The sequence below is a fragment of the Streptomyces sp. LE64 genome (genome assembly GCF_052606915.1).
On record NZ_CP199708.1, the window covers coordinates 994,897 to 1,007,957 of the forward strand.

The window sequence follows — 13,061 nt, forward strand, 5'->3', positions numbered from 1 at the left end:
GATATCCGGGGCGGCGGACGACGCGGTGGCCGCCGGGCCGGAGCCGCTCGCCGCCGCCCGACCGCCGTGGCGCGGCCCGCTCGTGCGGACGGCCGCCGTCCTGGTCCTGCTGCTGCTCGCCGCGCTGATCCCGCTGCTCGGACCGGACTGGGCCTTGGAGGGCACCGGGGAGGACCCGGCGCCGGGCACCGCGGGGATCGGGCTCCTGCGCACGGTCCTGTTCGCGGCGCTCGCCGTCCAGTTCGGCGAGGTCTTCGGCGAGGTGCTCGCCCGCCGGGTGCCCGCGCCCGCCGGGGCGGGCCCGCCGCGCCCGTGGTCGGGGTACGCGGCGCTCGCCGGGACGGTGGCCGCCCTGGGCCTGGCCTCGGTGGTGGCCACCGGGAACCTGGTGCCCACCAGCCCCGCCGACATGAACATCGGCGGCCTGTACCAGACCAGGGACGGGGCGCTGGCCCTGGTCGAGGTGAACGCCTTCATCGCCGCCGGGCTCCTGCACCGGTCCCGCCGGGTGGTCGTCCGGGTGCTGCCGCTGACCGCGGTGGTGGTCGCCGAGGCACTGCGCGCCCACCCGGTGACCGAGCAGCAGCCGCTGGTGGGGACGGGCCTGACGCTGGTGCACCTGACCTGCGCCTCCTTGTGGGTGGGCGGTCTGGTGTACGCGGTGCGGGTGGGCTGGCAGTGGCGCGCCACCGCCCCCGCGGCGGGTGCGGCGCTGCTGGCGGAGTACGCACGGGTGGCGGCCGGCTGTCTGGTCGGGGTGACGGCGACGGGTCTGGTCAGCACCCTCCGCCGGATGCCGCCGGACACCCTGCTCGACCAGTTGCGGACCACGGCCTACGGGCGGGTGCTGTTCGCCAAGGTGCTGTTGATGGTGGTGGTGGCGGTGCTGGCCCTGGTGGCGCGGCAGCGGCTGCGCCGGGTGGCTCGACGTCGGCGGCGGGCCCGCCCCGGTGATCCGCTGGCCGCGTTCGCCCCGGCCCGGGCGGAGGTCGCCGTGCTGGGCCTGGTGGTGGCGGTGTCGGCCCTGCTCACCGCGGTGCCGGTGCCGATCCGGTGGGGTTCCCTGTGGTGGTGAGCGCCGGCTCGGGCAGCCCTCGGGCGTGGGCGGCGAGCACCCCGGCGGCCAACAGGAACTGGGCGGCCAGGTAGGTGAGCATGACCCAGGCGTCCGGGCGCGGGAGTTGCGGCCAGTCGGCGATGCCGGTGGCGATGAGCGTGTCGGAGAGGAGGAACAGCGCCCCGCCGAGCCCGGCGAGCGGGCCGAGGGAGGCCGCCCGGAACGCCACGACGGTGAGCAGCACGCTGTAGAGCGCCACCGGCACCCGCAGCCCGGCGGGCAGGTCCGGCCACAGCAGGCCGACGACGACCACCAGGGCGGTGGCGTACCCGAGACCGAGGGCGGTGCGCCGGGCCCGGGCGCCCGGGTCCGGGACGGCGGCGGGCCGGGCGTGGCGGGCGAAGAGGGCCAAGTAGCAGAGGTGGCCCACGGCGAAGGAGCCCATGCCGGCGAGGAACGCGAGGTCGTCGTCGACGAGGAGCAGCACGTCACCGCCCCACCCGCAGAGCAGGGCCGCGGTGAGCAGCCGGGGCCCGCCGCACAGCGCGGCGCAGGCCGCGAGCAGGAGCAGCAGCACGGGTTTGACGGTGGTGTGCCCGGCGGACGAGCCCGCGAGCAGGAGCGCCACATCGGCGGTGGCGGCGACCGCGTAGGCGAGGAGCAGGGCCCGGACCGCAGTGGAGCGGCGGGACGAGACGGGGCGCGGGATCACGCGGGACCCTCCGCGAAGGCGCGCGGCACCCGCACGGGGAGGGACCGCACCGCGGCGGCGAACGACGACATGGGTGCACCGTACGGCGCGCCCCTCGATCACCACCAGACGGAGTTACTGACAAGTATGCCCGCGTTGACGAGCCCGGTTCCTGTGCACCTCCGCCAAAGGAAGCCGCGGGCTCAGACGCCCGCCGCCCCGAGCAGCGAGCCGACCCCGTAAGTGATCCCCATCGCGAGCGCTCCCCCGCCGACGTTGCGCAGCACCGCCCGACCGGGGGCCGCGGCACCCAGCCGGGCACTGGCCCAGCCGGTGAGGACCAGGGCGGCCAGCACCGACAGCACGGTCACCCCGAGTCGCCAGTCGGCGGGCGGCAGCACGATGGCTAGCAGCGGCAACAGGGCACCGACCGTGAAGGCGAGGAAGCTCGCCCAGGCCGCGTGCCAGGGGTTGGTCAGTTGGTCGGGGTCGATGCCGAGCTCCACCCGGGCGTGCGCCCGCAACGGGTCCCGGGCAGTGAGTTGCTCGGCCGCTTCCCGGGCCACCTCGCCGCTCAACCCGCGGGCGGTCAGCATCTCGGTCAGCTCGGCCAGTTCCGCCTCCGGCTCTTCCGCCAGCTCCCGACGCTCCTGGGCCAGGGCCGCCTTCTCGGAGTCCCGCTGGGTGGAGACCGAGACGTACTCGCCCGCCGCCATCGACAGCGAGCCGGCGAGCAGCCCGGCGAGCCCGGCCGTGAACAGCGCGGCCCGGTCATCGGTGGCGCCGGCGACGCCGACCACCAGTCCCGCCGTCGAGACCACTCCGTCGTTGGCGCCCAGCACGGCGGCCCGCAGCCAGTTGAGCCGGCCGCCGAGCGCGCCGTCGTGGGCCTCCTGGTGCCGCGCCCGGGCGGGCGGGGGCGTCGTTTCGCTCACCCGGCGAGCGTCCCACCCCCGGGCGCGCGGCGCGCGTCGGCCGACCCGGCGGGCCGCCCGCCCGCGCCCGTCCGCTCAACCCTGCTGGGGCCCGGCCTGCTGGACGACCTCGAAGGACCACACCGTGGAGGCGGAAGCGGCGGGCTTGGGCCGCTCCCCCTCGGTGGCGCCGCCCCGGTGCGCCGACCGCATCGGCCCGTCCATCCACTTCTGGAAGTCCTCCTCGCTGCGCCAGCGGGTGTAGACGAGGTACTGGTCGGTGCCCTCGACCGGCCGCAGCAGCTCGAACCACTCGAAGCCGTCGGAGTTCTCCACGGCGCCGGCCCGGGCCGCGAACCGCTGCTCCAGCACCTCGCGCTGCTCGTCCGGGACGGTGAGGACGTTGATCTTCACGATGCTCATGCGCCCATCCTGCCGTGCGGGGCGCTGGGCGGGCGGGTCGGGGTCACGCGCGACCCTCGTTTCCGCTGCCGGGAACACGTGGGCACCGTGGACTCCACCCTGCCGGTGGATGGACCGGCTGCGGGCGGGACGAGTACCGCGAGCAGGGCGCCGCCCCCGACACAGTGGCGAGCACGGGCGCCGAGGATCCGGGCCTTCTGCTTCCCGACAGCGAACGGCGTACGAGGTGTACGGGACCGGCTCGGCCGACGGTCTGGCCCCAAGCCGCCCGCTTGGAGTACCGCCCGGCGACCACCACCGGGTCAAGGCCTCCGGGAGCCCCTGGCCCAGGAGCGGTGGGGAGCGCCGCCTCGGCCACCTCGACCCCGTCCCGTACGCTCCGCTGCCATGAGCACTCAGAAACCGAAGGGAAATCCCCAACTCCCTGGCCTGCTGCTGTACTTGCGCCCGTCCGGAAGTCTCCGGGTCAAGGACGGCACCCTCCTCCTGACACGAGGCCAGCAGCGGTTCCGCATCCCCCTGGAGGCAGTCCAGACGCTCAGGACCAACGACGACGGCGGAGCCCTGGAGATCGTGCTGACGTCCGGCGGGACCACGCCCGGCACCGTGTACCGCTGCGAGAGCCGCAACCTGACGGGGCTGGCCGCCTTCGCCGACGCAGTCAACGACGCCCTGCCCACCCGGGGCCCGGATAGCTTCCGGAAGGAGGGTGACGCCCTGGTCGAGGTGGTACGGCCCCCGGACCGCGGGTCCACGGTCGGTGAATGGCTGCTGCCGATCCTCTTGGCGACCCTCGCCCTCACCGTGGTCGTGGGCGGCGCCGCCCTGATCTACGTGGCGGGGCCGCTCGGGCAGGCCGGCGCGGTTCTCTGGGTGCTTGGCTTCATTCCGCTGTTCACCCTGTTGTCCGTGGGCAAGGAGATCCACCGGCTCTGGGTCCGTTGGCGGCTGCGGAACCGGGGCATCACGATCACGGACGCCCAACAGGACGGCGTGGAACAGCGGTACTCCTTCACCGACCTGACAGGGAAGCGCCGCACCGTGCCACTCGACTATCAAGTCGGCAAGTACAAACACGTCCCGAAGACGATGACGGTCATCTACGACCCGAACCGGTCCGACCGCGCCGCCACCGTCCTCCCTCCATGGAGACTGCTGCTGAAGGCTGCCGCCGTCGTCCTCCTGGGCCCGCCCCTTGTCATCACCGTCGGCTACGTCTACCCGTACCAGCTGATCGCTGCGCTGTTCCTGTGACGGCGCCCGGGCACCCCTCCCCTTCACGACCGCCCCGGCGGACGGGTCAAGGGCGTGCTGGTGGTCGTCCACTCAGCACCCTGCGCTGGTGCCCTTCCAGCCGTTTTTACGGGTCCGCTGCCGAACGATGCCCGGGGCCCAGGTGTGCTCCGTATACGGCAGTCCTCGACCTGGATGTGAACCGGCGGTCGACGTCGCCACGGCGGCCGTACTGGCCGTGTCAGCCCGTCGAGCGCGGATGGGACCGGGGGAGATCCCGGCGCAGCGCGAAGAAGCAGGAACCAACAGAACGGTCAACCGCCCCTGATGGGAACCTCTGGCCCTCAGGCCGGGGAGCGGAAGCCCACACGAGGAACGGGGGCCGCTCAGGCCGGCCCAGCGACCGAGCGGGGTATCGCGAGTCCGCGGAAGGGGACATGGCCACCGTCAGGGGCATCCGGATGGGGCTCCGCTGCGCCCCCTGGCCGCAGCCGGGTCGGACCGAGTGGGCGCGGACGGCTGCACTTCGCACCGTCCCTCCTCCCGCGAGCGGCGTATCGGCTCCGTCACCGGGTGTAATATCTTCGCCCCTGAACCCGACATGAGGGACGGAGTCATGGGTAGGCCCCTCAAAGAGCTGACACCTGACAAGAGCGTGCAGGATCTGATCGGTTGGCGCATCCGGAAGCTCCGGATGGAACGGAAATGGGGCGTCGACGACCTCGCCGCCAAGGTGTTCGTCACCCCGGGACGCATCACCCAGGTCGAGACCGCCAACGACCCACCAGGCAGGGAGTTGACCAAGCAGATCGCGGAGGTGCTGGGCGCACAGGACCTGGTCGAGCTGTGGCCGTTGATGAAGCTGGACAAGTTCAGGGACTACGCCCAGTTGTTCCTGCGGGACCAGGCGGTGGCCCGGAGCATCCACCAGTTCTCGCCGATCGTGCCCGGTCTGCTCCAGGTGGCCGACTACTCCCGGGCGCTCATGGGGTTCTCCTACCCCACGCAGTCCGCGGACTTGGAGGACGCCGTCATACGGCGGATGGAGCGGAAGTCCATCTTCAAGCGGACCGATCCGCCCTGGCTGTGGGTGGTCCTCGCGGAGGGGGCGCTGACCCAGGTACAGGGCAGCCCCGATGTGATGGTCCAACAGATCGACTACCTGCTGGAGATGAGCGCCCGGCCCTACGTCAACATCCAGATCCTGCCGCTGGAGAGGGCGTCGGTTCCCGAGTCGATCAGTCTTCTGTCACCCCCGGTGGAGAGCACTCCGCGTACACCGAGGGATACAGCGTCGGCACCTACTACCGGGAACCCGAGGACGTGGAGCGGCATCAGACGATTTACGATCGGATCCAGGCCGACGCCTTGAGTACGGAGGCGTCGATCCAGGCCATCAGGGACATCCGAAGGAAGCATCGATGACGCAGCCCAACTGGCACATCAGCACCTACAGCGGAGACAACAACGACTGCGTCGAGGTCGCCGTGCTCGACGCCACGCTGCCGGGTGTGGTCCGCGTCCGAGACACCAAGGACCGGAGCATCCCCGAAATCCAGGCATCCGCCACCGCATGGCACCACTTCGTCCGACTCGCGCACCGGCGCTAAACACGCGCACCACCGAACGGGACAATCGCCCCGCGCGCATCGGCGGGGCGATTGCTCACTCCCCCAAACCCGGTCGCCCCATCGCCAACCGGGGGCGGTCTGGAAATCCCGGTTCGGCCGCGCGTAGCCCGGGAAAAAGTCGCCCATGACGCAACCCCGATGGCACATCAGCACCTACAGCGGAGACAACAACAACTGCGTCGAGGTCGCCGTATTCGACACCGCCATGCCGGGTGTGGTCCGTGTCCGCGACAGCAAGGACCGGGCCGTTCCCGAGATCCAGGCATCCGCCACCGCATGGCACCGCTTCCTCCGACCCGTGCAGTGGCACTGAACACCTGCGCCTCGCGGCCACCGGGGCTCGCCCCGCCGCGCACCGAGTGGGCATCAACATGGCGCCGCAGGACACCGGTTGACGCACCCACGGCAACGACCGCCGATCGGGGGTGCTCGTTCGGGTGGCGCCGGACACGGTGTCGGCGACGGGCCGTATCCTCAATGACCATGCTCGACGACCGAACGACCGCAGCGCACCCGCCCACCTGGCCGACCGCCTACCCCGAGGGGTACGCGGTCGTCGACGTCGAGACGACCGGCCTGGCCCGCGAGGACCGGATCGTCTCCGCGGCCGTGTACCGGCTCGACGCCCGGGGTGACGTGCAGGACCACTGGTACACGACGGTGAACCCGCAGCGGGACCCGGGGCCGGTGTGGATCCACGGGCTCACCAGCGCGATGCTGGCCGACGCGCCCCTGTTCGCGGAGATCGCCGAGGAGTTCGCGGCCCGGCTCGACGGGCGGGTGCTGGTGGCGCACAACGCCGTCTTCGACTGGTCGATGATCGCCCGCGAGTACGCGCGCGCCCAGCGCACTCCCCCGGTGCGGCAGCGGCTGTGCACCATCGCACTCTCGAAGGAACTGGGGCTTCCGCTGCCCAACCACAAACTGGAGTCGCTGGCCGCCCACTTCGGCGTGGTGCAGCAGCGGGCCCACCACGCGCTGGACGACGCGCGGGTGCTCGCCGAAGCCTTTCGGCCGAGCCTGCGGGCCGCCGCCTCGGGCGGGGTGCGGCTGCCGCTGCTGGAGTGCCGGCCGCTGACCGAGTGGGTCGGCGGTTCGACGCCGACGATCGGGCGGCAGACCTCCCACCGTGCGGGCGGCTCCTCGGGGTACGGGGCGAGCTGGCGCCCGTCCCGCAAGCGTCCCCCGTGCCCGCACCCCAACCCGGGGCGCTACGAGCCGGGCGGGGCGCTCAAGCAGGGGATGCGGGTGGCGTTCTCCGGGGACACCTCGGTGGAACGGGAGCTGCTGGAGGACCGGGCGGTGGAGGCGGGGCTGCACATCGCGACGAGCCTGTCCCGGTTGACCAGCCTGCTGGTCACCAACGACCCGGACTCGGGCACCTCGAAAACGGCGAAGGCCAGGCAGTTCGGCACGCCCGTGATCGACGAGGCGGCCTTCGGGCAGCTCCTGCGGGACGTCGAACCGGCGGACGGCGCGGCGAGCGGCTGACCGTCCCGCGCCGCCTCCCCCGCCGGTCGGATCGTGGATCGAGCGGAGGAACGGGGAGGTGGCCCGCCCGTCCGCCCGTGACCGCCCGTCCGAGCCCCGCTCCCCCGCCGGCACCCCCTGGCGACGGCGGGGCACCGGCCGAGTTGTACGGTCGGGGGGTGTACCGCTTCCTGTTGTCCCGGCAGTGGGTGATCCTCACCCTCCTCGCCCTCGCCCTCATCCCCACGATGATCGAGTTGGGCTTCTGGCAGTTCCACCGGCACGAGAACCGGATCGCCCACAACCAGCGGATCGAGGCGGCGATCACGGCGGCTCCGGTGCCCGTGGCGGAACTGACCTCCCCGGGGCGGACGGTGTCCGACGAGGAGCGGTACCGCCGGGTCACCGCCGAGGGCACCTACGACACCGAGCACCAGTACGTGGTGCGCCGGCGCACCAACGCCGACGACCAGATCGGGGTGCACGTGCTGACTCCGTTGGTCCTCGACGACGGCACGGCGCTGCTGGTCAACCGGGGGTGGATCGCCTCGAACGGACCGCAGACCCGGCTGCCGCGGATTCCGGAGCCCCCGAGCGGCGAGGTCACCGTCACCGGCCGACTGATGCCCGACGAGACCACCGCCAAGAGCGGCATCAAGGACCTCAAGGGCCTGCCCGAGGGCATGGTCATGCTGATCAACGGCGCCGCGCTGGCCGAGGACATCGGCCGGCCGGTGCTCGGCGGCTTCATCGAGCTCTCCGCCCCGGAACCCTCCGGCGGCACCCCCCAGCTGCTCTCCTCCCCCGACCACAGCGGCATCGGCGCGCACATGGCGTACGCCGTGCAGTGGTGGCTGTTCACCGCCGCGGTGCCGGTGGGCTGGGTGATCCTGGTCCGCCGCGAACTGCGGGACCGGGCCGCGGCCCGTGCCCAGGAACAGCAGGCGGCGGAGCAACCGCCGGCGACCGCCGGGGTCTGACCCGGGGGGCCGTCTCTTCGCCGTCGCCGCGGCGGGGCAGGATGGGGCCATGGATCTGGGATTGAAGGACCGCGTCTACGTCGTCACCGGTGCCACTCGGGGGCTCGGCCACGCCACCGCCCGTGCCCTCGTCGACGAGGGGGCCAAGGTGGTGGTCACCGGACGGGACGAGGCCGGGGTCGCCGAGGCCGCCGCCGCGCTCGGCCCGCAGGCCGTGGGGCTGGCCGCGGACAACGCCGACCCCGGCACCGCCGAGCGACTGGTCGCCGCCGCCCGGGAGCGCTTCGGCCGCTTCGACGGCGTCCTGATCAGCGTGGGCGGGCCGACCCCCGGGTACGTCGCCGACAACACCGACGAGCAGTGGCGTGCCGCCTTCGAGTCGGTCTTCCTCGGGGCGACGCGGCTGGCCCGTGCCGCCGCCGCCGAACTGGGCGAGGGCGGGGTGATCGGCTTCGTCCTCTCGGCCTCCGTGCACGAGCCGATCCCCGGGCTGACCATCTCCAACGGGCTGCGCCCCGGTCTCGCGGGCTTCGCGAAGTCCCTGGCCGACGAGTTGGGGCCCCGGGGGGTACGGGTGGTGGGCCTGCTGCCGGCACGGATCGACACCGACCGGGTGCGCGAGTTGGACGCGCTGTCGGCCGACCCGGAGGCCACCCGCGCCGGGCACGAGGCGAAGATCCCGTTGCGCCGCTACGGCACGCCCGAGGAGTTCGGCCGGGTGGCCGCGTTCACCCTCTCGCCCGCCGCCTCGTACCTGACGGGGATCATGCTGCCGGTCGACGGCGGCGCCCGACACGGTTTCTGACCGGACCCACCGGCCCTCCGGCTCGGCAGGGCCGGTCAGTTCACGCGCCGGGCTCCGTGCCGTACGGCGCGGAGCCGGACCGCCGCGGGCAGTCGGGCGAGGCCCGCGGCGGACCGGGCGGGGGCGAGCACCTCGTCGGCGAGGTGCCGCACCGCGTCCCGGGGGACGCCGTGCGGCTGGAGGACCAGGCGCAGCCGGGCGCTCGGGGCGGTGCGGCGCCCGGTGAGCTTCGCCTCGGCGTGGTCCACCCCGTCCAGCGCGCCGGCCTCGGCGGCGAGGGCCGTCTCCAGGGCGTGGCCCCGGACCAGGGCCCCCTCCCCGTCGCGGCTGTCGACGAGGAGTTCGGCGAGCCGGCGGCGGCGCAGCACCGACGCCAGCCACCACAGGGCGAGCAGCACCAGCACCGCCAACGCCGCGATCACCACGGGCCACCACCAGCCCTCGTCCCGCCACCGGGTGCGCCGGGCGGCGCTCAGCAGCACGTCGTGCCGGTCCTCGTACACCCACCAGGAGGGCGGTCGCACGCCGAGCCCCACCAGCAGGACGCTGCCCCCGCCGACGAGGAGGACCAGCCCGAGCAGGGCGAGCAGGACCCGGTTGACGGTCGTGAGCACCGGGCTCACCCCTTCCTGCCGGGTCGCCGCACCCGCAGCCCCAGGGACGGGGGGCGGGCCAGACCCAGGTGGTCGATGCCTTCGGTGAGCACGGAGTCGAGGTCGCCGCGGACCTCGTCGAGGTCGCGGAAGTGGGAGACGGCGCGGGCGTCCACCCGGCGGCGGCGCACCCGGACCCGGACGGACTGCACCCCGGAGACCTCCACGGCCCGGTCCCGCAGGGTCATGGCGGCGGCCTTGCGGTCCAGGGCGACCCGGAGGTCCGGGTCGGGGGTGCGCATCGGCAGCAGGCCGCGCCGGCCCGGGGTGAGCGCGAGGACGAGCAGCAGCAGTCCGAGGGCGGCGGCGACCCCGGCGCCGACGAGGACCGCCGGGTCGTCCAGGGGGCGGGTCGCGAGTCCGTCGGCGAGCCGGCGGCGCCAGTCCATCGCCGGGTGGCCGGCGCGCACCGCGACGACGTCGTAGAGCAGCAGTCCGGCGCCCGCGGCCAGCAGGAGGGCCGCGAGCCCGGCGGGCACCCGGCGGGCGGACCAGAAGCGGCGCGGCACCCGGTGTCCGGTTCCCGGGTCCTCCTCGGCGCCCGGGGCGGGCGGGTCGAGGACGGGGGCGGGCGGACGGGGTTCGTTCATCGCAGGTTCCCCCGGGTGTCGTGGGCCCGCGGGGAGTGGAGCCGCTCCACGAGGACGGTGACCTCGGGGACCTCCATGCCGGCGAGGCCCTGCACCCGTTCGGTGACGCGGTGGCGCACGGCCGCGCAGCGGGCGCCGATGTCGCAGGGGTAGCCGAGTTCCAGGACGACCCTGATCCGGGCGCTGTCCTGGTGGACGGCGACGGTCGCGTGCGGTGGGGCGCCCGGGGCGGCGCCGGGCGGCCCGGGGTCGGTGGCCAGGGCTTCGAGGGCCGCCCGGGCGGCGATCTTGGCGATGACGCGGTCCGCGATCCGGGTGGCGCCCCGTTCGCCGCGCTCGGCGCGTCCCGTGGGGCCGTGGGCTTCGACCGGCTCGGCGACTCGTGCGGGCACCCGTCACCGCCGCCGGTCGTCGCGGGCGCGGAAGAAGTCCCCGGGCTCCAGGTCCCCGTCCAGGAACCGGCCGCCCAGGAAGCCGACGGCGCCGAGGGCGGCCACCAGCAGGAAGGCCCCGAAGCCGCCGAAGTACCCGGCGAAGGCCAGTGCCATTCCGGCGATCATGCCGATCACGGCCATGCTCATCGTGCGCTCCTCTGCGCGAGTGCGGTGCGGTCCGGTGTCCGCCGGGCCCACGGGCCGCCGTGCGGCCCGCCCGGGACGGTGCTCACTGGAGCCGCGACTCGGGCTCCTCGTCCTCCTCGTCGGGGAGCTTGACGTCGCTCACGGCGATGTTGACCTCGACGACCTCCAGTTCGGTCATCCGCTCCACGGCCGCGATGACGTTCTCCCGCACCGCCCGCGCCACGTCCGCGATCGCCACTCCGTAGTCGACGACGATCTCCAGGTCGAGGGCCGTCTGCACCTCGCCGACCTCGGCCTTGACGCCCCGGGTGACGGACTTGGAGCCGCCGGGCACCCGGTCGCGGACCGCGCCGAAGGTCCGTGACAGTCCGCTGCCCATCGCATGGACGCCGACGACGTCCCGGGCGGCGAGCCCGGCGATCTTCTCGACCACGCCGTCGGCGATGGTGGTGCGTCCCCGGCTCGCGGGGTCGCCCCCGCCGCTCCGCTTGGTCGTCGACGCGTCCGGGTTCTTGCGCTCTGTGGTGTCGGTCATCGCGGTTCCCTCTCACCGGGTTGTCCGTCCTGAAAACCACGGTATGCGGGGATTGCGGACCGCGCTCTGGGAGCTGCGGCGACTGGAGCAAGCGGCGGGCGTTCTTCCCGGCCGGGCCGGTCAGTCGTCGAGCCCGGCCAAGTCCCGGAGGCGGCGGGTCTGGGCGGCCCGCTCGGCGGCGCACTGGGCCGCGAGGTCCCGTCCGGTGGCGCCCTGGAGCAGGGCCTTGGTCTCGATGACGGCGTTCCGGGGTGCGGCCAGCAGGGCGGCGGCGAGTTCGGTGGCGGCCTCGTCGAGCTGGTCGTCGGGGACGACGAGGTTGACGAGGCCGATGCGTTCGGCTTCGTCCGCCCGGACCAGACGGCCGGTGACGCAGACCTCCAGCGCGCGGGCGTAGCCGATCAACGCGACCAGGGGGTGGGTGCCGGTGAGGTCGGGGACCAGGCCGAGGCTGGTCTCGCGCATGGCGAACTGGGCGTCCGTTGCGGCCACCCGCAGGTCGCAGGCGAGGGCGAGCTGGAATCCGGCACCGATGGCGTGTCCCCGGACCGCGGCGACGGACACCAGGTCGGGCCGGCGCCACCAGGCGAACGCCTCCTGGTACCCGGCGATGACGGCGTCCACCTCCGCATCGCCGCCACGGGCGAGGTCGGTGAAGGACGGTTCGCCCGGGAGGCCCTCGGGGGTGAAGGCCCGTCGGTCCAGCCCCGCGGAGAAGGACGGCCCCTCACCGCGGAGCACGACCACCCGCACGCTGCCGGGCAGCGCGCGCCCGGCCTCGGCCAGGGCACGCCACAGGGCGGGGCTCTGGACGTTCCGCCTGGCCGGGTCGGTCAGGGTGACCGTGGCGAGCGGGCCGTCGACGGCGAGCCGTACGCCGTCGTGGTCGAGTACGGACATGGGGGCGCCTCCGAGGGGTGCGGTCCGGGGCCGGGGCGTACCGGTGCACTCGATCGGCCGAAGGGCTCCTCGGTGTGCACGGCGTACGCGGGCGCCCGCAAGTGACTGCACAGTAACCACCCGGTCGACCCACGGGTCGACCGGGTGGCCACACCGGAGCCGGTGGAGCCGCCCGGGATGTCAGTCGAGGGAAGCGGTCTTCTTGCCGCGCGTCGCCCCGCCGCGTCCCCGCAGCGTGACGCCGGATTCGCTGAGCATCCGATGGACGAAGCCATACGAGCGGCCGGTCTCTTCGGCCAGCGCCCGGATGCTCGCACCGGAGTCGTACTTCTTCTTCAGGTCTGCCGCGAGCTTGTCGCGCGCGGCGCCGGTCACCCGGCTGCCCTTCTTCAGAGTCTCGGCCACCCGTGCCTCCTCGTGGGAAGTGCGCTCTGGACTTCTCATGATCACCCCTCCCGGGCTTCCTGGCCACCCATTCGACAAGGTCGATACGGCAACGGGGGGCGCAGCGGAAGCCATCGCCACGAGGGGAATCTTTACCTCCGCCCCCGACCGAACGGGGGGAGGGGGTGACCCCCTCGACGAATCGGCAGGTCAG

General features: G+C 73.6%; 18 protein-coding genes and 1 pseudogene. 9 read left to right on the top strand and 10 right to left on the bottom strand.

Annotated features, from left to right (window positions below; translation table 11 throughout):
- Positions 1-25: 25 nt before the first annotated feature.
- Positions 26-1,075 carry a CopD family protein gene (locus ACSMX9_RS04400; RefSeq protein WP_445402886.1) on the top strand — a complete coding sequence of 350 codons (1,050 nt, stop codon included), beginning with the start codon at positions 26-28 and terminating at the stop codon, positions 1,073-1,075.
- On the opposite strand, the gene ACSMX9_RS04405 is transcribed toward ACSMX9_RS04400, so the two are convergent.
- From ACSMX9_RS04405 to ACSMX9_RS04415, 3 genes are all read right to left on the bottom strand, one after another.
- Complete coding sequence (locus ACSMX9_RS04405) at positions 1,029-1,769, bottom strand: lysoplasmalogenase (protein WP_445400117.1); 741 nt, start codon at positions 1,767-1,769, stop codon at positions 1,029-1,031. The two genes, ACSMX9_RS04400 and ACSMX9_RS04405, sit on opposite strands and share 47 nt — an antisense overlap.
- Before the next feature lie 182 nt (positions 1,770-1,951).
- Positions 1,952-2,683 carry a VIT1/CCC1 transporter family protein gene (locus ACSMX9_RS04410; protein ID WP_445400118.1) on the bottom strand — a complete coding sequence of 244 codons (732 nt, stop codon included), beginning with the start codon at positions 2,681-2,683 and terminating at the stop codon, positions 1,952-1,954.
- Positions 2,684-2,758: 75 nt separating this feature from the next.
- Positions 2,759-3,085 (bottom strand): antibiotic biosynthesis monooxygenase family protein, encoded by a 327-nt coding sequence (locus ACSMX9_RS04415; protein ID WP_351244227.1) that lies wholly within the window; start codon positions 3,083-3,085, stop codon positions 2,759-2,761.
- A gap of 387 nt (positions 3,086-3,472) precedes the next feature.
- Between ACSMX9_RS04415 and ACSMX9_RS04420 the strand changes: the two genes are divergently transcribed.
- The 8 genes and pseudogenes from ACSMX9_RS04420 to ACSMX9_RS04455 all read left to right on the top strand — a co-directional run bounded on the left by ACSMX9_RS04420 (position 3,473) and on the right by ACSMX9_RS04455 (position 9,204).
- Positions 3,473-4,339, top strand: a complete 867-nt coding sequence (locus tag ACSMX9_RS04420) for a hypothetical protein (RefSeq protein ID WP_445400119.1) — start codon at positions 3,473-3,475, stop codon at positions 4,337-4,339.
- 673 nt (positions 4,340-5,012) lie between these two features.
- Positions 5,013-5,480: pseudogene (locus ACSMX9_RS04425) on the top strand (Scr1 family TA system antitoxin-like transcriptional regulator); the annotation flags it as partial.
- A complete protein-coding gene (locus ACSMX9_RS04430) occupies positions 5,405-5,743 on the top strand; it encodes a Scr1 family TA system antitoxin-like transcriptional regulator (RefSeq protein WP_445402887.1) in 339 nt (112 codons plus the stop codon). The pseudogene ACSMX9_RS04425 and the gene ACSMX9_RS04430, both read left to right, overlap by 76 nt.
- The gene (locus tag ACSMX9_RS04435) at positions 5,740-5,928 is read left to right on the top strand and encodes a DUF397 domain-containing protein (RefSeq protein ID WP_445400121.1); all 189 of its coding nucleotides are present in this window, start codon (positions 5,740-5,742) and stop codon (positions 5,926-5,928) included. The genes ACSMX9_RS04430 and ACSMX9_RS04435 overlap by 4 nt, the downstream gene beginning before the upstream one ends.
- A 145-nt stretch (positions 5,929-6,073) precedes the next feature.
- On the top strand, positions 6,074-6,262 hold the full coding sequence (locus ACSMX9_RS04440; protein WP_445400123.1) for a DUF397 domain-containing protein: 189 nt from the start codon (positions 6,074-6,076) through the stop codon (positions 6,260-6,262).
- Positions 6,263-6,432: 170 nt separating this feature from the next.
- Positions 6,433-7,440 (top strand): DEDDh family exonuclease, encoded by a 1,008-nt coding sequence (locus tag ACSMX9_RS04445; protein ID WP_445400125.1) that lies wholly within the window; start codon positions 6,433-6,435, stop codon positions 7,438-7,440.
- A 158-nt stretch (positions 7,441-7,598) separates the two neighbouring features.
- Positions 7,599-8,399 (top strand): SURF1 family cytochrome oxidase biogenesis protein, encoded by an 801-nt coding sequence (locus ACSMX9_RS04450; RefSeq protein ID WP_351244237.1) that lies wholly within the window; start codon positions 7,599-7,601, stop codon positions 8,397-8,399.
- A gap of 49 nt (positions 8,400-8,448) precedes the next feature.
- Positions 8,449-9,204 carry an SDR family oxidoreductase gene (locus ACSMX9_RS04455; RefSeq protein WP_445400126.1) on the top strand — a complete coding sequence of 252 codons (756 nt, stop codon included), beginning with the start codon at positions 8,449-8,451 and terminating at the stop codon, positions 9,202-9,204.
- A 35-nt stretch (positions 9,205-9,239) separates the two neighbouring features.
- Here the strand turns inward: ACSMX9_RS04455 and amaP are convergent, their stop codons facing one another.
- The 7 genes from amaP to ACSMX9_RS04490 all read right to left on the bottom strand — a co-directional run bounded on the left by amaP (position 9,240) and on the right by ACSMX9_RS04490 (position 12,868).
- Positions 9,240-9,818, bottom strand: coding sequence for an alkaline shock response membrane anchor protein AmaP (amaP, locus tag ACSMX9_RS04460; protein WP_445400128.1), 579 nt, complete (start codon positions 9,816-9,818; stop codon positions 9,240-9,242).
- Positions 9,819-9,823: 5 nt separating this feature from the next.
- Positions 9,824-10,447, bottom strand: a complete 624-nt coding sequence (locus ACSMX9_RS04465; protein ID WP_445400130.1) for a DUF6286 domain-containing protein — start codon at positions 10,445-10,447, stop codon at positions 9,824-9,826.
- Positions 10,444-10,839 (bottom strand): hypothetical protein, encoded by a 396-nt coding sequence (locus ACSMX9_RS04470; RefSeq protein ID WP_445400132.1) that lies wholly within the window; start codon positions 10,837-10,839, stop codon positions 10,444-10,446. Before ACSMX9_RS04470 ends, ACSMX9_RS04465 begins: the two co-directional genes overlap by 4 nt.
- 3 nt (positions 10,840-10,842) lie before the next feature.
- Positions 10,843-11,028 carry a hypothetical protein gene (locus ACSMX9_RS04475; protein ID WP_351244247.1) on the bottom strand — a complete coding sequence of 62 codons (186 nt, stop codon included), beginning with the start codon at positions 11,026-11,028 and terminating at the stop codon, positions 10,843-10,845.
- An 82-nt stretch (positions 11,029-11,110) separates the two neighbouring features.
- Complete coding sequence (locus ACSMX9_RS04480) at positions 11,111-11,563, bottom strand: Asp23/Gls24 family envelope stress response protein (RefSeq protein ID WP_351244249.1); 453 nt, start codon at positions 11,561-11,563, stop codon at positions 11,111-11,113.
- A 120-nt stretch (positions 11,564-11,683) separates the two neighbouring features.
- Positions 11,684-12,463 carry an enoyl-CoA hydratase/isomerase family protein gene (locus ACSMX9_RS04485; RefSeq protein ID WP_445400134.1) on the bottom strand — a complete coding sequence of 260 codons (780 nt, stop codon included), beginning with the start codon at positions 12,461-12,463 and terminating at the stop codon, positions 11,684-11,686.
- A 180-nt stretch (positions 12,464-12,643) separates the two neighbouring features.
- Positions 12,644-12,868 (bottom strand): helix-turn-helix domain-containing protein, encoded by a 225-nt coding sequence (locus ACSMX9_RS04490; RefSeq protein ID WP_351244253.1) that lies wholly within the window; start codon positions 12,866-12,868, stop codon positions 12,644-12,646.
- Between the last annotated feature and the right edge of the window lie 193 nt (positions 12,869-13,061).